This is a genomic window from Bacillus sp. T-10(2022), from assembly GCF_056502895.1.
In genome coordinates, this window is record NZ_CP113518.1 from 1,063,984 (window position 1) to 1,083,654 (window position 19,671).

General features: G+C 40.6%; 19 protein-coding genes. 16 read left to right on the forward strand and 3 right to left on the reverse strand.

Annotated elements, in window-relative coordinates:
* The 8 genes from OSJ91_RS05130 (at nucleotide 1) to OSJ91_RS05165 (ending at nucleotide 8,118) form a co-directional block, all read left to right on the forward strand.
* On the forward strand, nucleotides 1-1,707 hold the full coding sequence (locus OSJ91_RS05130; RefSeq protein ID WP_485891143.1) for an adenine deaminase C-terminal domain-containing protein: 1,707 nt from the start codon (nucleotides 1-3) through the stop codon (nucleotides 1,705-1,707).
* A gap of 211 nt (nucleotides 1,708-1,918) precedes the next feature.
* On the forward strand, nucleotides 1,919-2,071 hold the full coding sequence (locus OSJ91_RS05135; RefSeq protein WP_153246156.1) for a hypothetical protein: 153 nt from the start codon (nucleotides 1,919-1,921) through the stop codon (nucleotides 2,069-2,071).
* Nucleotides 2,072-2,722: 651 nt separating this feature from the next.
* The gene (locus OSJ91_RS05140) at nucleotides 2,723-4,627 is read left to right on the forward strand and encodes an endonuclease MutS2 (RefSeq protein WP_485891144.1); all 1,905 of its coding nucleotides are present in this window, start codon (nucleotides 2,723-2,725) and stop codon (nucleotides 4,625-4,627) included.
* A gap of 347 nt (nucleotides 4,628-4,974) precedes the next feature.
* Nucleotides 4,975-5,388, forward strand: coding sequence for an RrF2 family transcriptional regulator (locus OSJ91_RS05145; protein ID WP_348963479.1), 414 nt, complete (start codon nucleotides 4,975-4,977; stop codon nucleotides 5,386-5,388).
* 66 nt (nucleotides 5,389-5,454) lie between these two features.
* Complete coding sequence (locus OSJ91_RS05150; RefSeq protein WP_350301489.1) at nucleotides 5,455-6,360, forward strand: NAD(P)/FAD-dependent oxidoreductase; 906 nt, start codon at nucleotides 5,455-5,457, stop codon at nucleotides 6,358-6,360.
* A 45-nt stretch (nucleotides 6,361-6,405) separates the two neighbouring features.
* Complete coding sequence (locus OSJ91_RS05155) at nucleotides 6,406-7,032, forward strand: class I SAM-dependent methyltransferase (protein ID WP_485891145.1); 627 nt, start codon at nucleotides 6,406-6,408, stop codon at nucleotides 7,030-7,032.
* Between the two features lie 29 nt (nucleotides 7,033-7,061).
* The gene (locus OSJ91_RS05160) at nucleotides 7,062-7,220 is read left to right on the forward strand and encodes a hypothetical protein (protein ID WP_350301491.1); all 159 of its coding nucleotides are present in this window, start codon (nucleotides 7,062-7,064) and stop codon (nucleotides 7,218-7,220) included.
* Between the two features lie 670 nt (nucleotides 7,221-7,890).
* The gene (locus OSJ91_RS05165; protein ID WP_485891146.1) at nucleotides 7,891-8,118 is read left to right on the forward strand and encodes a hypothetical protein; all 228 of its coding nucleotides are present in this window, start codon (nucleotides 7,891-7,893) and stop codon (nucleotides 8,116-8,118) included.
* 278 nt (nucleotides 8,119-8,396) lie between these two features.
* On the opposite strand, the gene OSJ91_RS05170 is transcribed toward OSJ91_RS05165, so the two are convergent.
* The gene (locus tag OSJ91_RS05170; protein WP_350301493.1) at nucleotides 8,397-8,540 is read right to left on the reverse strand and encodes a YrzO family protein; all 144 of its coding nucleotides are present in this window, start codon (nucleotides 8,538-8,540) and stop codon (nucleotides 8,397-8,399) included.
* Nucleotides 8,541-8,573: 33 nt separating this feature from the next.
* Nucleotides 8,574-9,539 (reverse strand): DMT family transporter, encoded by a 966-nt coding sequence (locus OSJ91_RS05175; protein WP_350301494.1) that lies wholly within the window; start codon nucleotides 9,537-9,539, stop codon nucleotides 8,574-8,576.
* 134 nt (nucleotides 9,540-9,673) lie between these two features.
* Here OSJ91_RS05175 and OSJ91_RS05180 point away from each other — a divergent pair, with 134 nt between their 5' ends.
* The 5 genes from OSJ91_RS05180 to OSJ91_RS05200 all read left to right on the forward strand — a co-directional run bounded on the left by OSJ91_RS05180 (nucleotide 9,674) and on the right by OSJ91_RS05200 (nucleotide 14,105).
* Nucleotides 9,674-10,570: a LysR family transcriptional regulator gene (locus OSJ91_RS05180; RefSeq protein ID WP_485891147.1), complete on the forward strand. Its 897-nt coding sequence runs from the start codon at nucleotides 9,674-9,676 to the stop codon at nucleotides 10,568-10,570.
* Between the two features lie 379 nt (nucleotides 10,571-10,949).
* Nucleotides 10,950-11,126 carry a hypothetical protein gene (locus tag OSJ91_RS05185; protein WP_202312058.1) on the forward strand — a complete coding sequence of 59 codons (177 nt, stop codon included), beginning with the start codon at nucleotides 10,950-10,952 and terminating at the stop codon, nucleotides 11,124-11,126.
* Nucleotides 11,127-11,730: 604 nt separating this feature from the next.
* Nucleotides 11,731-12,435 carry a hypothetical protein gene (locus tag OSJ91_RS05190; protein ID WP_485891148.1) on the forward strand — a complete coding sequence of 235 codons (705 nt, stop codon included), beginning with the start codon at nucleotides 11,731-11,733 and terminating at the stop codon, nucleotides 12,433-12,435.
* 257 nt (nucleotides 12,436-12,692) lie between these two features.
* On the forward strand, nucleotides 12,693-13,562 hold the full coding sequence (locus OSJ91_RS05195; protein ID WP_350301497.1) for an RNA polymerase sigma-70 factor: 870 nt from the start codon (nucleotides 12,693-12,695) through the stop codon (nucleotides 13,560-13,562).
* Between the two features lie 81 nt (nucleotides 13,563-13,643).
* Nucleotides 13,644-14,105: a carboxymuconolactone decarboxylase family protein gene (locus OSJ91_RS05200; protein WP_063235135.1), complete on the forward strand. Its 462-nt coding sequence runs from the start codon at nucleotides 13,644-13,646 to the stop codon at nucleotides 14,103-14,105.
* Nucleotides 14,106-14,169: 64 nt separating this feature from the next.
* Here the strand turns inward: OSJ91_RS05200 and OSJ91_RS05205 are convergent, their stop codons facing one another.
* Nucleotides 14,170-14,859, reverse strand: coding sequence for a response regulator transcription factor (locus OSJ91_RS05205; RefSeq protein WP_485891149.1), 690 nt, complete (start codon nucleotides 14,857-14,859; stop codon nucleotides 14,170-14,172).
* Nucleotides 14,860-15,147: 288 nt separating this feature from the next.
* On the opposite strand from OSJ91_RS05205, the gene OSJ91_RS05210 reads away from it, so the two are divergent.
* From OSJ91_RS05210 to cstA, 3 genes are all read left to right on the forward strand, one after another.
* The gene (locus tag OSJ91_RS05210) at nucleotides 15,148-16,932 is read left to right on the forward strand and encodes a LytS/YhcK type 5TM receptor domain-containing protein (RefSeq protein ID WP_485891150.1); all 1,785 of its coding nucleotides are present in this window, start codon (nucleotides 15,148-15,150) and stop codon (nucleotides 16,930-16,932) included.
* Nucleotides 16,904-17,650: a LytR/AlgR family response regulator transcription factor gene (locus tag OSJ91_RS05215; protein WP_413015882.1), complete on the forward strand. Its 747-nt coding sequence runs from the start codon at nucleotides 16,904-16,906 to the stop codon at nucleotides 17,648-17,650. The genes OSJ91_RS05210 and OSJ91_RS05215 overlap by 29 nt, the downstream gene beginning before the upstream one ends.
* A 141-nt stretch (nucleotides 17,651-17,791) precedes the next feature.
* Complete coding sequence (gene cstA, locus OSJ91_RS05220; protein WP_063575196.1) at nucleotides 17,792-19,585, forward strand: carbon starvation protein CstA; 1,794 nt, start codon at nucleotides 17,792-17,794, stop codon at nucleotides 19,583-19,585.
* Nucleotides 19,586-19,671 lie beyond the last annotated feature (86 nt).

Consider the following 19,671-nt stretch of genomic DNA (forward strand, 5'->3'; position numbering starts at 1 on the left):
ATGCGAATGGATATGCTTGTAAGAGATATCAACGTGTTTAACAGCTATTTTAAAAGATTCATTAAAGGGAATGCAGCCATCAAGGATGGAAAGTTCTATTATATTGGAGATCGGGAATTGGATGCCTTCGAGCCGGATCGAATCGTCGATGGACAGGGGAAGTATATGGTTCCAGGTCTGATCGATATCCATCTCCACATTGAAAGTACGATGGTGACGCCTGCGACTTTTTCCTACGGATTAATCAAAAATGGCGTGACGACGATCGTGCCGGAACCGCATGAAATGGCCAATGTTTTCGGCATTTCCGGTGTGAAGGAAATGATCAAAGCAAGTCAAGATTGCGTAGCGGATATGTTTTATGCCATCCCGAGTTCCGTTCCTGCTACATCGATGGAAACAACAGGCGGTTCGATCGAAATAGATGATATAGACGAATTGATGCAAACCGAGGACATTATATGTCTCGGCGAGATCATGAATTACTATGAGGTCATAACCGACCCGGATTGCAAAACGAATAAGATCTTGTCCCATATCCGTTCCCGTTATCCAGATTTGATCATAGAGGGTCACGTTCCAAAGCTGCTCGACTTGGACCTGCAAACGATTATTAATGCCGGAGTGAATTCAGATCATACACACCAGACCGTGGAAGGGATGGATGCGAGGATCGCTGCCGGGATGTTCATTGAGATTCAAGAGAAATCAATGACTGAAGAAGTGATGAATTACTTGAAGGAAAATCAGGTGGATGAACATTTCTGCTTTGTCACCGATGATGTCATGACTGACTCTTTCCAAAACAGAGGACATCTGAACGTCCTTTTAAAGAAAGCCGTTCAAATGGGGATGACTCCGGAAAAAGCCATTTATGCATGCACCTATACACCTGCACAGCGGATGAGGATGTATGACCGCGGCGCCATTGCACCTGGAAAAACGGCAGACTTCGTGCTGCTATCGGACTTGGAAACATTTGAAATTGAACAAGTATACAAAAATGGTGAGCTAGTTTATGAATCTTCACGTCCATATGTACAAGAAGTGAAGGAAGAACAATTTCCTGGGCATTTCTATCAAAGTGTGAAGCTTGCGGAACTTACCGAAAACGATTTTAACATCACGATCCCGGATAGGCTTGAAAGCAGCATGTGCCGGATCATAAACGTGCAGAACGGTTCTACTTTCACGTCTGAAACCCATGATCTTATCAAAGGGAAGAATGGTCAATTAGGCTGGGAAGAAAGCCCTTATGGTTTAATCGCCACATTCGAACGATACGGGAAAAACGGTAATCGGGCGCACGGGTTGATCACCGGCGATGTATTGAAGCGTGGAGCTGTCGCCACAACCTATTCGCATGATAACCATAACCTTCTGGTGATTGGCCATAATAAGCAGGATATGATGATTGCCGCTAACGAAGTGATTAGGAAGCAAGGGGGAGTCTGCTGCGTTGAAGATGGCAAGGTCTTATCGATAATTCCTCTTCCGGTAGGAGGGATTCTTTCCGAAGAGCCGATGGACATCGTATCAAAGCAGGTTCAGCACCTGACAGATGCACTTAAATCGTTAGGCTACGAACATTATAATGTCATCATGTCATTAAGCACCTTATCGCTTCCTGTCAGCCCGGCTCTGAAAATAACCGACCATGGATTGATCAACGTGAACGAAGGGAAAACAGTCCCTCTCATAATTTAGTGATGAAGCTTAAACCGAAAAGGGGATCATCCATTGGATGATCCCCTTTTCTTAATGACTTACCTGGAGTCAAATGTTAGCTGGACTTGTTTATTTTCATATAATTACCATTAAGGTAAATATATGATAAAATAGAGGGACAACTGAGGATAGAGTGGTAGGTCACGCTTTGCTTTTCCATCTAATGATAGATTGGAAAGGAGGTGACCGCTTGATTCATTTCTTATTGAACTTGATTACAGATATGGGTAAAGAGATATTTGTTGCTGTAGCAACCAGTCTTATCCTGTCTATGTTCGCCAAGAAACGGAAAAAGAACCACTCATCCTCCCAAGATGGCAATGGTTCTTCTTCTGACGATTAATTAAGTTAGTTGTGACCAACCACTCTTGCTAGTTGTCAGCCTCATGTTAGCGCATGAGGCTGTTTTTAGTTTATGTCAATATAAGGATAACATACCCCGATTTTAAAGTAAATATTCAGACATTGAAAAGGGGAGTGCTATGGGCTTGGCTGCATTTTTTTTTGAATCTTTTAATAAAACTTTGGAAAACGGCAAAAATGAATTGACTCTTTCTTACTGATATGGTATGTTAATTCCAATCTAAGAAAAGGTGTGGTGTTTTATGTCGGGAGTAGGTATCAACTAATTTAGTTGAATAAGGTATTTAATCACTGATATGTCAGTGGATTAAGTATGCCTTTTTTCACAGTGCAATTCTGCATTGTGAATACCTACCTTAAGACTGCTTCCTTTTCCATAAATCGTGTAACATGCAGGTGTTACGGCGAAAAGCATGGTGGGATTTGTCCTATCATGCTTTTTTGTGTACGCAGGTCTATTCGAGCTGCCCAATTTGTTATCGATTTTAGGTACTTATCTATAGATAAGGCCGATGCCCGCAGGAGCTTTCTACTCAAATGGCTTGTTCATTTGTAAAGGTAGGGGGACCATTGCGGGCATTTTTTGGATTCGGGAATTTTAATCACTCACTCATTCAAGGAGGATCATTAGATGAATACAATGACTTATGAAAAATTACAATATATCCAACTCAAGGAAATGGTCAAAAACCATTGCGTAAGCGGTTTAGGAAAAGCGTTATTGGATCAGCTTAAGCCGAGCAGCAATTTGAAGGTCGTTAAAAATCGTTTGAACGAGACTACGGAGGCAAGGAATTTACTGAATGCGGAAAGCCATATTCCCTTAAAAGGCATTTCACATATTGGCCTCCATATCGACAAGCTGGAAAAAGGTATGATTTTGGAGCCGTCAGAGTTAGTGGCGATAGCGGACTTCTTAAGAGGCTGCAGGAATATCAAGAAATTCATGACCGATAAAGAGTTCTTTGCACCGACACTGCATTCCTACGCCCGCTCCATGACTGAATTCAGGAGCATTGAAGAAGAAATCCAATTCACCATCAAAGGAAATGCAGTTGTTTCCGAAGCAAGCAAGGACCTGAAACGGATTAGGAACCAAATCATCAAGACAGAAAGTAAAATAGAGGAACGGCTGAATAAGTTCTTGAAGAGCGGAGCCAATAAAGAGTTCATTCAGGAATTTTTCATCAGTAAAAAGGATGATCGCTACACCATCCCGATCAAAGCCTCCTATAAAAATCAAGTGGCCGGAACGATTGTGGAAGTATCCGCAAAAGGGGCTACCGTGTTCATCGAACCTGCCTCCGTAACGAAATTGAATGCAGAATTGGCAAGCTTAAAAGCGGAGGAATCGATGGAAGAGTATCAACTTTTGGCCACATTATCCGGAACGGTTTTCGAACAGCTGAAACCGATCAAGATAAACATCGAGTTGATCAGTCAATATGACATGATCTTCGCAAAAGCCAAGTTCAGTAAAAGCATGGATGCCATCGATCCGAAAATCAATGATCACGGTTATATTAAGTTAAAGAGCTGTAAACATCCCCTTTTGCCGCAAGACAGCGTACCTTTGGATTTTGAAATCGGTAATGACTATCGCAGTTTGATTATTACAGGCCCTAATGCCGGGGGTAAAACAGTCGTCCTGAAAACGATCGGAATCCTTACATTGGCCGTCATGTCAGGGCTGCATGTTGCAGGGAAAGAGGGAACGGAGCTTTCCGTCTTTGACCAGGTATTCGTCGATATCGGTGATAATCAAAGCATGGAAAACGCACTGAGCACGTTTTCATCGCATATGAAAAACATCTCGGAAATCATGGGGGCAATAACCAATAACTCCTTGCTGCTGTTCGATGAAATCGGGAGCGGAACGGAACCGAATGAAGGAGCCGCATTGGCGATTAGCATCCTTGAGGAATTTTATCAGAGGGGCTGCATAACCGTTGCGACGACCCATTATGGTGAAATCAAGCGCTATTCGGAAATACACAGTGATTTCATGAATGCAGCCATGCAATTCAATAGTGAAACACTTGAGCCAAAGTATAAGCTGTTGATCGGTCAATCCGGGGAAAGCAATGCCCTCTGGATAGCTAAAAAAATGAATGTTCGTGAAAAAGTTCTGCAAAAGGCAAAGCTCTATATCGAAAATAAAGACTACGACTTGGAGCGTGTCCAGGAAGGTAAAATCAAAAAAGCGAAGCCAGCAGCCGTTCCCAAAGAAGCATCTTATGAATATGAAGTCGGTGATAAAGTGAAGGTAAGCGAACTGAATGGATATGCGATCGTTTATAAGAAAAAGGATTCCTACAATAATGTCGTCGTCCTTTTCGAAGATACCTTCAAGGAGGTTCATGCCAATAAGCTCGAGCTTGAAATAAAGGCCGTCGATTTATATCCTGAAGGCTATGATCTCAATTCTTTATTTGTCAGCTACAAAGAACGGAAAATGAACCACGACTTAGAGCGGGGATCGAAAAAGGCGTTAAAGAATGTAGCAGCGGATATTCGGAAGAAGCTTGGTGAATAAACAGGGTTGGATTTTGAAAGGGAAAAACCAAATCCTGATAATTAATGAAATTGTAATAGCGGTTGTAATAACCGTGTTCCACCCAAAAAGTTAGACATCGGCAGGGTATGAGTTCTGTATTAGCAGGGCTCATACCCTTTTTTGATTACTTTCTCGTGTGGATAAACCCGTTCTAAAAAGGGATACATAATATGAGAGTACTGTTGTTTAAATAGTATTACAAGAAAAAATTTTAGCAGTATGATCATTGTTAGGTGAGGAAAAAAGTTTGCGGTTTTTTGCAGCTTGAGTTACAATCAATTACGGATATTAAAAGTCTGTAATAGTTTTAATTATGAGGTGCATCAATGAAGTATTCAAAGGCAACCAATTATGCACTACATACAATGGTGCATTTAACGATGGAACCAAAAGGTCAGACGGTAAGCGTGGATCAGCTGGCGTGTATGCAGGATTTGTCTCCGACGTACTTGTCGAAGATTTTGACGAAGCTTGTGAAGGCTGGATTAATTGAATCAGTGCCAGGGGCAAAAGGCGGCTACAGTATTTCACGCCGCGCGCAGGACATTTCGTTTCTGGATGTTATTGAAGCGGTGGAGGGTCAGTCGGTGCTGTTCAACTGTGCGTTTGACCATGAAGAAAGCGATTGTTTAATTGAGCGCGTGATGATCGAGGCGGAAGGCAACATGAAGAAAGAACTGGCTGGACGGACCATTCAGAGCATTGCGGAGCAGAGTAAGGAGACAAAAAAAGAAAAATAAATTTTTTTACACAAATTAAGGATATTAAGGGTCTATAATAGATTTTATAAAGAAGGAGTGTTTCATGTGTTGGATTGTGTAATTATTGGCGGAGGACCTGCTGGACTGAATGCCGCGTTGGTCATGGGGCGTGCTGGACGGAAAACAATTTTGTTTGATGAGGATAAACCCCGAAACCAGGTGACGCAGGAGTCGCACGGATTTATCACACAGGATGGGGTAAAGCCTTCAGAGTTCAAGAAGCGGGCAAGAACGGATGTCCAAAAATATCCGTCTGTCTCCATTAAGGAGGAGCGGGTGGAGATTATTGAAAAAGCCCGTGGTGTGTTCCGAATTCAAACGAAAGGCGGAACGGATTACATGGCGAAAAAAGTGCTTCTCGCAACAGGTCTTCGGGATGTTTTGCCGGAGATTCCAGGTATTCAGAGTGTGTACGGAACGAGTGTTTTTGGCTGTCCGTTTTGTGACGGCTGGGAAATGCGGGGCCAAGCATTGGCGGTGATTGCAGAAAATGAACGGGCTTTTCATATGGGAAAACTGCTGTCAAACTGGAGCAGTGATGTAATGGTGTTTACAAATGGCTATCACGTGCTTGATGAGGAGAAGGATATCTTGGCTAGGCAGCACGTAACAGTCGTGGAAGAAAAGGTTGAAAGTCTTAAATCGAAAGGAGGGAAGCTGACATCGATCCGGCTGCAAAGCGGACAGGAAATCAAAAGGGAAGCAGGGATTGTGGTGACAGACTTGGTGCAGTCTGCTCCTTTTGCGGAGCAGCTCGGCTGTGATATCACTCCAAACGGCGGGATTAAAGTGGATTCATTTGGACGAACAACTGTTGAAGGAGTATATGCATGCGGAGATACATCACTTAGCACGCCTTCCCAACTGGTGATTGCGGCGGCGGAGGGCAATAAAGCGGCGGCTGGAGTCATCATGGATTTAGTTGAAGCTGCATTTCTTTTGGAAGCATAAAATCCTTTTTTAAAGAAAGAGACCATTTGTAAAGGAGAATGAAGTATGACGGAAATCTGGGAATCAAGTTTTATAGACAATCAAATGATGTGGGGATTTGAACCTTCAGACTCCGCAATCTTGACAAAGGACTTTTTCCTTGAAAAGAAAGTTAAGGATATATTGATTCCAGGTATTGGATATGGAAGAAATGCCAAGGTTTTTACTGACAACGGAATACATGTAACAGGTATCGAAATTTCAAAAACAGCGATTGAATTGGCAAGTAAAAATGGGCTTAATCTTAATATTTTTCATGGTTCAGTAACCGATATGCCTTTTGATAATAAACTTTATGATGGGATATTTTGTTATGCTCTTATTCACTTATTGAATAATCGTGAGAGAGAGAAGTTTATTAAAGCTTGCTATAATCAGTTAAAGCCAAATGGATATATGATTTTTACTACTATTTCAAAAGAAGCCCCAATGTTCGGTAAGGGCAAACAACTGGGTAAAGACTATTTCGAGATAATGGAAGGGATGAAAATGTTTTTTTATGATCCTGACTCGATTAAACAAGAATTTGGAAAATATGGGCTGATAGAGTTTTCGGAAATTGTTGAGCCCCATAAGAATATGGAAAATAAACCTCCATTTAAATTTTTAATGGTAAAATGTCAAAAGTACTAGAATGGCTTTATCCATAAAAAGGGCATGTTTTGATCAAGCATTTTTTCAACACATGCTCTTTTCTATTTGCTCTCGATTCTTTATTTGTCGGCTACAAGGAAAGGAAATTGAACCATGACTTAGAACGGGGATCGAAAAAGGCGCTAAAGAACGTAGCAGCGGATATCCGGAAGAAGCTTGGTGAATAAACAAGGGTGGATTTTGAACGGAAAAACCAAATCCTGATGACTCATGAAATTGTAATAAAGCGGTTGTGAAAAAATGACATCGGCAGGGTATGAGTTCTGTTTTAACAGGGCTCATACCCTTAATTTTGTCTTAATTTCTCGTGTGGAGAAAGAGAATTAGGCTATAGACGCAGATATGAAAGGTATTAAACAATTAAAAAATGTAAAGAGGGAATTTTAAGTTTAATAACTATTAAATTTGAAAATATTCAACAAATGAAGAAACAACAAAATCAATTAGAGATGAACGATAAAATAATAAAGGGTACTAACAACATTTCGAAAAAGGTTGTTAGTATCACCAAAATATTTAGCTTCTTACATCTTTTGAATGATCAAACATCTTTAAAATAAAAATTGCACTTAGAAAAAGTACTGGAATTCCTACAACAAAGTAATAAATACCTTTGGGCATATACATATCAAAGAAATATAAAAATAATACTACCCAGAGAAATAGGACAATATATTTGATTGATTTTTTCATTTTTGATCAATCATCCTTTAAATTAATAAAAGTCTATCCAACCATTATTAGGCCTCTTATCTCTTTTATCAAGTGGTTTTGCCAACAATAAAAAATATCCTTTTTTCTACAATAAATATTTTTTTTAGTTGGTGGGTTCCAAAAATGAACAGTACAAATTCAGAATTGATACAGGCCATTGTTTTTCGAGATACCTTCAAGGAGGTTCATGCCAATAAGCTCGAGCTTGAAATAAAGGCCGTCGATTTATATCCTGAAGGCTATGATCTCAATTCTTTATTTGTCAGCTACAAAGATAAACCACGACTTAGAGCGGGGATCAAAAAAGGCGTTAAAGAATGTAGCAGCGGATATTCGGAAGAAGCTTGGTGAATAGTACGATCATCAAAAATGCAAAAAAGCCTCTCTAAAAGGTTTCAGTTATTAGATCTAAATTTAAAAAAGTAGATTGGAACGGAAGGTACGAGACTCCTGCGGGAAAAGCGCGTCCAAGGGAGACCCCGCAGGCGCAAAGGCGTCGAGGAGGCTCCCGGACCGCCCGCGGAAAGCGAGTGCCCTACGTTCCAATCAACGTTCAAGTTGTCTATGTCTACAGTTTGAAGCCTCTCTAAATGAGAGGCTTTTTTACATTGTATTGCCAAAATTCTCTTTTATTGAGTTCTTTTACTTCTTTCATGATATAGATTAATTAATTCTGCATTTTGCTCATTCATCTTTTTCACATTCTTATTAATCGTTGCCAATTCCCATAGTACAGCTAATCCAAAGATTAGTATAAGCGTTAATAAATCCATCGTTGCCCTCCTATTGATGTTTTGTACCTTTAATTAAATGATTCTTTTCAATTTCCTTGGATTCAATTTCTCAACTTGGGAAGGCAAGTTTTTTCTTTGATAATAATTGTTTTGAATCAATGCATATATGACTAAAAAAGTTCCTAGTAATTCGAATGATGATAGTGGTTTTCCTTGGATAAAAACGATGATCAACGTGGTTATTGGAACTAAATTGATAAATAGGATTCCATTGATCGGCGTTAAAAGTTTAATGCCTAAATTCCAGCTTAAAAGGGCTATGGCACCAGGGAAAATAATCATGAAAATCATCTCGCCATAAATGGATTGCATAACCTCTGCTGTAGGGACAGAAAGGCCCATTGCAGTTGCGAGGAATGTTATGATTGCTGATACTGCAGTTCCTAAGATGCACGTTAAAGTCGAATAGCGAAGTGTTGACCATCCATTAAATTGGTTGCCGCCCATCGTATAAATAACCCACCCTATAACCCCGATAAGAATGAAAAGGATAGGGATGAGGCTATCTTTCAATAAAAATACGAATGATATATTGCCATTGGTAATGACAAGAAAGGCCCCTATCAAGGCAATGAACATGCTGGCAATGGTATATTTCATGGGCCTGGCATTTTTGAAAACCCACAGAATTAAAATTGAAATCATGGGCATTAATGATTCCATGATGGAAGCAACAATTACCCCGTTATGTCCCAGTAAGTCTTGACCTGCGAAAATGAGAAAGTTGTATACAGTGAACGCCATCGTTCCAAAAAACAATAATTTCTTTCCTTTCCCTTCAAGGCTAAATGACTTCTTACCCTCTTTAATTAAAAGTAATATCCCTAAAATTACGCTAACAGCTAAATATCGCAAAAAAGAGAAATAAAAAGGATCAATATACATTAGTGCCCTTTCTGCAACTGGAAACATCGCTCCCCAAGAAATGCTGGCTGTCAAACATAAAAGTGCACCGATTAAAACTTGATTTTTTTTCATAAAAGCTTCCCCTCAAAAATAATGATTGATTAAATTCCTATACACACCTTATGATAAAGTCATTATCATGTAAAATGACTTAAAATGAATATAATCATCATTATTAATGATAGTTGAGAAAGGGGGTCACTTTTATGGAAATGCGGGATTTGCAAATATTCCAGTGCGTCGCTAAATATGGCAGCGTAAGTAAGGCGGCTGTTGAGTTGAATTACGTCCAATCCAATGTAACGGCGAGGATTAAGCATTTAGAGCAGGAGTTACGGACGCCTTTATTCAATAGGCATAAACGCGGCATGTCTTTAACTGCAGAGGCCAGAAAAATGCTGGAGTATGTAAACAAAATTTTGCTTGATGTGGAAGAACTCAAGCAAGTATTCCTGGATAGTGAAACACCTACAGGGATATTGAACATCGGTACAGTTGAAACGGTCAGCGATCTTCCCAAGATTCTGGCTTCTTATCATAAACAGTATCCAAATGTCGATTTATCCATAAAGGCGGGGTTAACAGAAGACCTGATTAAGGATGTCATTGAACACAGGCTGGATGGCGCTTTTGTTACAGGACCGATTAAACATCCGCTCATTCAGCCATACGATGTATGTACAGAAAAACTTGTATTAGTTACAAGAAATGAAACATTTAACCTTGAAGAAATCATAACAGAACCATTTTTAGTATTCAGTCAGGGCTGTGGCTATCGCTCTAAACTGGAACAATGGCTGAGGGAAGAAGAAGTGATGCCCAAAAGGATCATGGAGTTCAATGTATTGGAAACGATCTTAACTAGCGTAACACTCGGCCTTGGCATTACCCTCGTTCCACAATCAGCGGTAAATCACCTAACAGCCAATGAAAAAGTGTACGTGCATGCAATTCCGGAAGAATACCGCAATATCTCGACTGTCTTCATCCACCGTAAAGATGCTTATATGACAAACTCGATGCAAAGCTTCTTGCAAACGATTGAAGCTCATCATGAAAGCCGATCTAAGCAAAATCCTGGAACTACTCCTGAGCTGATATGAAGGAAGGGGGAGCAGCATATCGCTTTATATAGAATGATAGAGGATCGCTGAAACCGTCGATTATTAGGCTGCGAAACTATTCATAAAAAGTAAAACATGGGGATACTGGGACAGCGATATAGCATAGTAGGGTATTTATTATTGCTTCGGTTTCCTTATGCTTGTCGTTTATTTTCTAACGTTAACTTGGAAAAGTATTTGTGAATTATTTAGACAAAAGCCAACGATTTCGTTGGCTTTTTGTCTGTACGATCATTTCAATTTTCATACATTCAAATAACCTTCTTAAACTAAACTGGTAGTTTAGCTATAGAAAAATTGTATTACTTTTCATCAATTGGGAAAAAATATAAATAATAACAAGAAGGAGGGAACAGAGATGGAAGTAAATATGAGTGTTGAAGAAGTCGTGAATCAAATTTCTGCATTGGTAGAAAAAGAAGGGAAGACACCTCGAAAGAAAGAGGTAAAGAAGTCAGATCCGGAGTTAATGAAAAATGCATTGTATTATTTTCCTAATTGGGATACTGCAGTAGAACATAGCGTTGGATCTTAACCAAACATATATTTTTCAATTAGTACATATAAGGCAAGGGAAGTTATGAAGGCCGCCAATTGGCGGCCTTTTGAACGTGCGATTCTTTACATTATCATACATTCAAATTGGTTTTAAAAAGTACTCCTTATTCAAACTATCTATCGAGAAGTTTAGTTGAATAAAGATATGGGCGCATCAAAGGATTCTTGGTCTCAATTAGGGAAGATTATTTCCGGCAAGCCCGTATTAATGTCGATGCCTTACGGATGCGTGAAGCGTTAACTGGTGAAAACGATGTATTAGAACAATTTTTTGATGTTGAACATGTTTTTGATTCCACACGATCAACAGCTAAATTACTTATTCCTTAAGGAGTAACTGTACAATTCGAATTTAGGGATAGAAACAATTGTGTTCACTACCTTATTGGGCAATGCAAATTAAATCAACTAACTTTGCATATTTTGATTACTCCTTTATCGGGCGCTTTTCCTGAACTGGAAAGCGTCTTTGTTATAGATTTTAAGTCTATAAAGTCTGATACTTCAATGAAGCACAGTGTAACTTTTTTACATATGGGACCGTATAATAATTTGTTAAAACACATGAAAAGAGGGTTCCAATGAAAAAGATATTGTTGATTTTGGCAGCCGTTTTTTTGGTAACAGGACTTAGTGCTTGTAAAGAAGTCCAGGAGGGAAATGAGGAATCTCCGCCAATTTCAGAAAAGCCAAATGATAATCCTAAGCAAACCGACGGGCAAGATGAAGATACTCCAGGTGAATCGGTCGATGATCCGGCAAAAGATCGGCCAAATACGAAAACAGATATGATCATATTAGAAGGTATGGAAGAATCATTCCAATTCACGCTTCATCATAGTCAGGCATTGGGATTCTCAACCTACATCGTGGATGACATGGTCGTTGAAGAGGCTAGTTCTGGTGAAGGAGATGCAATGATTGTTTTTGCAAATTTTGCAGGCAAGAGAAATGAGGATGCCAAAGTTCAAATATTTTCTAAAAGTGAGGGTGCAAATGCGACAATAGAAGACCAGTCGGAGTTTGCGAGGGAAGCTGTGATAAGCAACGGCTTTGAGATTAAACAGCGATCTGATAATACCCCTAACCGATTTGATTGGTCTGAGGTCGAATTTGACATTAGTAAGAAGTGCAGTAATTATTCAATATTGGGTACAGTGTCGGTTTTTCAACATGGCGACCGCGTTTACTATGCGATAATTCAATACCCGGAAGATTATGAAGAAGGCTTCATACCGCGGGTTGTAAAAATGTTTGATGATATCGTATGGTATGAAGCACCTTGATAAATGAGTTTCCAAAAATGGGTACACCATTTGACAGATGATGGTCATATATTTGTCTAAAAAGTGGGCATAAAAAGGAATCCTGTTGAACGGTAGGTAGCTAGTTTGTCTACAGTCTGAGAGCAGCTCTTTTGCTGCTCTTTTTTCTATGATAGGATTGTCTGCTTTATTCAGATTAAGAAGGATAAATGATTGGGTTAGAGAATAATTAGTGATAGGATTTCGAAAACGAATTTGATAGAAAATAGGTGAAGCAAGTGGAGTTGGATACATTATATAAGACATATCGACCTTTTCTTTTTTCCATCGCATACCGGATGCTCGGATCGGTTACCGACGCAGAAGATATCGTTCATGATTTATTCCTGCAGCTTAAGCTTGATACCGACGAAATTAAGGACATGAAAGCATATCTTGCGAAAATCACGACAAATCGCTGTTTGAATTTTTTAAAGTCAGCCCGTAAGAGAAGAGAGGTTTACACAGGTCCTTGGTTGCCAGAACCTCGGGTAAACGAAAAAGATCAGCCTCTAGATAAGGTCGTAACGGATGAAACGGTTGCATATGCCTTCCTCGTTTTGCTGGAACAGCTTTCACCTGTTGAAAGAGCGGTTTTCGTGCTTAGGGAAGCATTCACTTACAGCTATGAAGATATCGCCGAGATGCTGGAAAAGAATGAAGTGAACTGCAGAAAGATCTACAGCCGTGCTAAGCGGAAATTACAGAATGATAGGCCCGTCCATCCTGAGGATACGAAACATGTTGATCTTTTGGCAAAAAAATTCATAAAAGCATCTGCGACAGGAAACTTTGAGGAGTTTTTGGATCTCCTTACAGAAGATGTCGTGCTTGTTACTGACGGCGGAGGAAAAGTGCTTTCTGCATTAAATCCAATTGTAAACAAACAGCGCGTATCCTCCTTTCTTAAAGGAGTTTCTGCTAAAGGAGGCTTCATAGGAGAGCTCCTTCCGGTGATGGTCAATGGTCAGGAAGGAATTTTGCAAATGAAAGAAGGAAAGCCTATCAAAGTCATCTGCTTTGAATTAGATCCAAAACAAAAAAATATCCGCAAAATCTTTATTGTCACCAATCCCGATAAATTAAATCATATTCCTGTGATAGATTGAGGGCTCTTTTTTGGATGTCACAAATCAAATCGCTATTTTGTCTTATAAGTGGAACCTAAAAAGATTATGGAGGAGATAGACATGGAACAACGGATTAACTACATGAAGACAAATCGTGAAGTGGTCAAATTAATGATGGGTTTGGAGGAGTACAAGAAAACAACGGAAATCGATAGCACATTAATCGAATTGATTAAAATTCGCGCGTCTCAAATCAATGGCTGTGCGTACTGCTTGGATATGCATACAAAGGATGCCCGGGCGATGGGTGAAACGGAACAAAGAATTTACTGTTTGAGTGCTTGGCGTGAAACACCATTCTATTCTGATTCGGAAAGGGCAGCGCTGGAATTGACGGAAGCGGTCACGGCCATTTCTGCAAACGGTGTACCTGATGAACTGTATGAGAGGGTCCGCCTTCATTTTGATGAAAAACAATATATCGATCTCGTTACCATAATCATCACGATCAATGGCTGGAACCGATTGGCCATTTCAGCCCAAAACATACCAGGGCACTATAAGCCTGTAATGGAAAAATGATTTTTTTATTAAAACCCCTTGTATGGTTACGAGGGGTTTTGCTTTTTATTCAGACCTAAAGTTACTATAATAAACGGTTTTCAATCTTTATTTCATTAAGAATTTCATACAATTTATTTTCATAGTACAAGCTGATTAATTGTGATCTGGAGGTAACATCTAGTTCTTCAAACATTTTATTTACATAGTTACGAACTGTAGAAACACTTATATTCAGATTATCAGCTATTTCTTTATCTTTGAGACCTTGTGTTATATTTTTTATTATTCGCAATTCAACTTCATGTTGTTGTTCCCTGGTGATTATAGATGATGTATTTGTTTTTATTATCTCTTCTATTGATAATTTCTCACGATACACATGTAACTCGTAGGAGATTTGATTAGCGAGCATTTCAGAAATCATTTCGAAATTCCCATTATCATCCTTTGTGATTATACCTATATACCCTTGCAATTCCTTATTTTTAATTTCAAGAATCGGGGAAGATATAACACTAAAATCTTCACCGGAGATTAGGTTTTTGGTTTTTACGGTAGTATTTTGCAATGAACTTAAAACAAATGCATTATTTTCAACAGATTCTTTTATAACCAAATTACATATATCTTTATGTTCAAAATTACTCTTAGAGTATAAAACATTTAGCTCTTTATCAAAGATAAATATAGTAGTTTCAAAATTAAACTTGAAATTCTTAATACTATTCAATACTTTTTTACTGATATAAATGATTTGATTTTTCAATTCCATATTCATACCTCATACTTGTCCCTAAAATGATATACCCTGTTTACTCTCCTCTTTTCACAATAAACTATTTTACCTTATGATTGGTTCCAAAAATGACGATTGCTATTTCAGATATGATACGGCACGTCGGGTTTGGATTTTATTCAATTGCTAACTTATTTACACAGAGTATTGATGAAATTCTAAAAATAATGCTTATACACCCATCTCCTAACCTAAAACAAAATTCGACAAGGATTTCATGGCTGGTGTAAGATGAATGAAAAAGCCAGAAAAGGGGTGAATGCTTTGGTTGATTTATTACCGTCGCTGTTTGAAAAAGTGGGGATCATCGTTATTGCTGCATTCCTGCTTTCTTATATGAAACCCTTTCGGCAAATGATAGGCCATGAACATGAAATGTCGAAGAAAATCATGTTTATCGCGCTTTTTGGAACATTCGGCATCATAAGTAACTATACAGGAATTGAAATCGGGAACCATGCCATGCCAGAGGGTGATTGGCATGCTGAGATTGCTCCCGATAACGCGATTGCCAATACAAGGATCATGGGCGTGGCAATCGGCGGTTTGCTGGGGGGACCATTTGTTGGGTTGGGAGTAGGTTTGATTGCAGGGCTTCACCGTTATTTTCTTGGGGGTTTTACGGCGGGGGCTTGTGCGGTCGCTGCGATTTTGGCTGGAGTCTTATCGGGTTTTTTGGGAAAAAGGCGCCGAAAGCATGGGACGATCACCCCTTGGTTTGCGCTGCCCATTTGCATGGCATTGGAAGCGATCCAAATGGGCATCATCCTGGTGACTACGAAACCATTTGAAAGGGCGTGGGAGCTCGTACAAGTAATCGGCCTTCCCATGATCATCATCAACGGGTTCGGGACTTTATTATTCATGCTCATCATTCAGTCGATCACAAGGGAAGAAGCACGGACGCGGGCCGTACAAACGAATCTTGCGTTTTTGATTGCAGATCAAACATTGCCCTTTTTCAGGCAAGGTCTTAATCAAACTTCTTGCAAGAGAATAGCCGAAATCATCTTGGGGCTGACTGAAGCCGATGCCGTGGCCATTACCAATGAACATAGCGTGCTTGCCCATGTTGGCGCTGCGTCAGATCACCATGTCCCTAAGGTGGGAATAGCGACAGGTTTAACGAAAAAAGCCCTTGAACAAGGGAAAATAATCGTGGCCAAAACAAAAAGGGACATTTATTGTTTTCATGATCAATGCCCATTGCAAGCGGCCGTAGTCCTGCCGTTGCAGGTCCGACAGAAAACGGTCGGGACTTTGAAGATGTATTTCAAGCATCCGGATAAATTAAGCCAAGTGGAACAAGAGTTAGCTGAAGGCTTGGCAAAACTATTTTCCACTCAATTGGAACTCGCTAAAGCGGAAATGCAAACGAAATTATTAAAAGATGCTGAAATTAAAGCATTGCAGGCACAGGTCCATCCTCATTTTTTATTCAATGCAATCAATACGATATCCGTTCTATGCCGGACGGATGTCGAGAAGGCAAGAAGTTTATTGCAGGAGCTCAGTGCCTTCTTTCGCTCTAATTTACAAGGAGCCCGACAAATACTGGTGCCGCTAGAAAAGGAATTAGAGCATGTTAACGCATATTTATCGCTGGAGCAGGCGCGTTTTCCAGATAAATATCATATCGACTATCGCATTGAGCCAAGGCTTAAGGAAGTTCTCATCCCTCCATTCACATTGCAGCCACTTGTTGAGAATGCGGTACACCATGCATTTCCACATGTGAAAAACAAAGGTCAAATCATCATCCACGCATACTTTAAAGACGATGCGATGCGCATTGTTGTGGAGGATAACGGAAAAGGGATTCCGAGCGGGAGAATAGATGAATTGGGCAAGCATGCTGTAGAATCGGCTAAGGGTACCGGAACGGCCCTTCATAATATCAGTGAACGGCTGGAAGGGATTTATAAAGGTCAGGCCAGCCTTTCGATCGAAAGTGAAGCGGGACACGGAACAAAAGTGAAAATATCAATACCACTCAACGAAAAAGGAGCATATGGCAACGATGATGAAAGCATTTATCGTAGAGGATGAACCACTGGCAAGAGATGAATTGAAATATCTATTGAAGAGAAGCAGGCAAGTTGAAGTCGTGGGAGAGGCCGAGGGGATAGAAGATGCCATGAGGGATATCTCCCGACTTAAACCTGAACTTGTCTTTTTGGACATTGAGCTTGCAGATGGCAATGGCTTGCATTTGGCTAAGCAATTAGCGGAACTTGACCCCGCACCATCGCTCATTTTTGCGACCGCTTATGATGAGTTTGCCCTCCAAGCCTTTGAGTTATATGCATTTGATTATCTATTAAAGCCATTTAATGAAAAAAGGATACGGCAAACATTGGATAAGCTCATGAAGCAGCGTCAAATCGGGAAAGACGAATCCGGGACAGCAGCTCCCGCCAGCCGAACCGCGGTGGAACAGACAGGTAAATTGGCTGTAGTGATAGATGATCGGATCGTTTTGATCGACCGGGATCATATTTTGTTCATAGGACTCATGGAAGGAAAGACGATCATTAAAACCAGGGAAAATGAATATAAAATCGGCGACCCTCTCATCGTGCTTGAAAGGAAGCTCGATAAACGCTCATTTTTACGGGTGCATCGCAGTTTTATCGTGAATGTCATCCATATATCCGAAATACAGCCTTGGTTCAACTCGACTTATAATCTCATTATGAGTGACGGATCAAACATCCCGGTAAGCCGGACGTATGTGAAGGAGCTAAAGCAGCTTATCGGTTTTTAAAAATTTTCATAATTCTGCATTTTAGCTTCTTCATAATGCAGTCCATCCGTCGATATCTGCATTATAACTTGAAAACCCATTGAATTCGCTTTCATTGTGATATCATTTTTTTACGATGTAAGTAATAGAGGGGGTTCAAATATGAATGCGGTTACAATTGTCATAGGCTCCATTTGTATATTAATGATTGCCTACCGTTTATACGGGACATTCATAGCACTAAAAGTATTAAAACTCGATGATTCCAAGCCGACTCCGGCCCATAAATTAGAAGATGGAAAAGATTATGTTCCAACAAATAAATGGGTGGCATTCGGCCACCATTTTGCAGCCATTGCAGCGGCTGGTCCTTTGGTGGGGCCGATCCTTGCTGCACAATTCGGGTATTTGCCAAGTTTATTATGGCTTCTGATCGGGGCTGTAATCGGGGGAGCCGTCCATGACGCCGTCGTGCTTTTCGCGTCGATGCGTAAAGACGGCAAATCCCTTTCGGAAGTTGCGAAAGAAGAACTTGGACCTGTTGCAGGCTTCTGTACAGGACTCGCTATGCTTTTTATCATCACGATCACGATGGCAGGGCTTTCAATGGTCGTTCTGCATGCTTTGGAAAACAATCCATGGGGGACGTTCGCTGTCGGGATCACCATTCCGATCGCCATGGGTGTAGGGCTTTATCATAAAAAAACCGGCAACCTGAAAGGGGCGACAATCGTCGGGTTCGGGCTCATCATGGCCGCAATTTTACTTGGGCCGAACATTCAAGGTACGGCACTTGGCGACTTATTGACACTTGAGGCGAGCACCCTTGCCATCATTTTGCCGATTTATGCTTTCTTCGCTGCCGCATTGCCTGTTTGGCTGCTGCTGGCACCTCGTGATTACTTGAGTACTTTTATGAAAATCGGTGTATTTGCCGCATTGATTATCGGTGTTTTCGTAGTGAATCCAGAAATCCAGTTTCCTGCGTTTACCGAATTCATTAATGGCGGGGGCCCGATTGTAGCCGGTCCTGTTTGGCCATTCATTTCAATAACCATCGCCTGTGGGGCGATTTCAGGATTCCATGCATTTGTCGGATCAGGAACAACTCCAAAAATGTTAAACCGTTGGAGTGATATCAAATCCGTTGGTTTCGGAGCGATGCTTGTGGAATGTGTCGTTGCCATCATGGCATTGATTGCTGCGGTTTCGCTGCAGCCAGGAGATTATTTTGCGATTAACTCCACACCTGAAGTATTTCAAACATTAGGCATGGAAACCGTACACCTTGACGAACTCAGTGAAGAAATCGGCATTAATCTGGAGGGACGGACAGGCGGGGCAGTTACACTTGCTGTCGGCATGACCTATATTTTTACCGAAATACCCTTCTTTGACAAACTGGCTTCGTTTTTCTTCCAATTCGTCATCATGTTCGAGGCAGTGTTCATATTAACCGCAATCGATTCAGGGACACGTGTTGCCCGTTACTTAATCCAGGACTTCTTCGGAGAGTTCTATAAACCATTAAAACGAGTCGACTGGTTGCCGGGGAACATCTTCGCCAGTGCGTTAGCCTGCTTTATCTGGGGATATCTGCTCTACTCTGGGGACATCGGTTCGATCTGGGCACTCTTTGGCGTATCCAACCAGCTCATGGCTTCGATTGGACTCATCATCGGTGCGACCGTCGTACTGAAAATCGCAGACAAACGCTGGTATATATGGACATGCCTCGTACCCCTTGCCTACTTATATGTAACGGTTAATGTAGCAGGGTACTGGATGGTGAAAAACGTATACCTGAACCCGGACTCTGCAGGATTCAGCATCTTGAACGGAATATTATCGATCACCATGTTAATCCTAGGCTTGATCATTCTGGTTGCCGCCTTGAAAAAATGGCGGGAGCTTTGGAAAATCCCTCAAGCAGAACTATTGAAAAGATCAGCATGAGCATAAAAAAAATCCGGGCGGAAACTGCCCGGATTTTTGTTCGTTGCAATGCCCTCAATTAAATTAAGACACCAAAACCTGAAAAA

What these genes read in the sequence shown, in the direction of transcription:
- cstA (WP_063575196.1), top strand. Translation starts at nt 17,792, where the DNA reads ATGAATGCGGTTACAATTGTCATAGGCTCCATTTGTATATTAATGATT.
- OSJ91_RS05130 (WP_485891143.1), top strand. Translation starts at nt 1, where the DNA reads ATGCGAATGGATATGCTTGTAAGAGATATCAACGTGTTTAACAGCTAT.
- OSJ91_RS05175 (WP_350301494.1), bottom strand. Translation starts at nt 9,539, where the DNA reads ATGAAAAAAAATCAAGTTTTAATCGGTGCACTTTTATGTTTGACAGCC.
- OSJ91_RS05170 (WP_350301493.1), bottom strand. Translation starts at nt 8,540, where the DNA reads ATGGATTTATTAACGCTTATACTAATCTTTGGATTAGCTGTACTATGG.
- OSJ91_RS05205 (WP_485891149.1), bottom strand. Translation starts at nt 14,859, where the DNA reads ATGGAATTGAAAAATCAAATCATTTATATCAGTAAAAAAGTATTGAAT.
- OSJ91_RS05200 (WP_063235135.1), top strand. Translation starts at nt 13,644, where the DNA reads ATGGAACAACGGATTAACTACATGAAGACAAATCGTGAAGTGGTCAAA.
- OSJ91_RS05180 (WP_485891147.1), top strand. Translation starts at nt 9,674, where the DNA reads ATGGAAATGCGGGATTTGCAAATATTCCAGTGCGTCGCTAAATATGGC.
- OSJ91_RS05215 (WP_413015882.1), top strand. Translation starts at nt 16,904, where the DNA reads ATGATGAAAGCATTTATCGTAGAGGATGAACCACTGGCAAGAGATGAA.
- OSJ91_RS05165 (WP_485891146.1), top strand. Translation starts at nt 7,891, where the DNA reads ATGAACAGTACAAATTCAGAATTGATACAGGCCATTGTTTTTCGAGAT.
- OSJ91_RS05145 (WP_348963479.1), top strand. Translation starts at nt 4,975, where the DNA reads ATGAAGTATTCAAAGGCAACCAATTATGCACTACATACAATGGTGCAT.
- OSJ91_RS05185 (WP_202312058.1), top strand. Translation starts at nt 10,950, where the DNA reads ATGGAAGTAAATATGAGTGTTGAAGAAGTCGTGAATCAAATTTCTGCA.
- OSJ91_RS05190 (WP_485891148.1), top strand. Translation starts at nt 11,731, where the DNA reads ATGAAAAAGATATTGTTGATTTTGGCAGCCGTTTTTTTGGTAACAGGA.
- OSJ91_RS05140 (WP_485891144.1), top strand. Translation starts at nt 2,723, where the DNA reads ATGAATACAATGACTTATGAAAAATTACAATATATCCAACTCAAGGAA.
- OSJ91_RS05155 (WP_485891145.1), top strand. Translation starts at nt 6,406, where the DNA reads ATGACGGAAATCTGGGAATCAAGTTTTATAGACAATCAAATGATGTGG.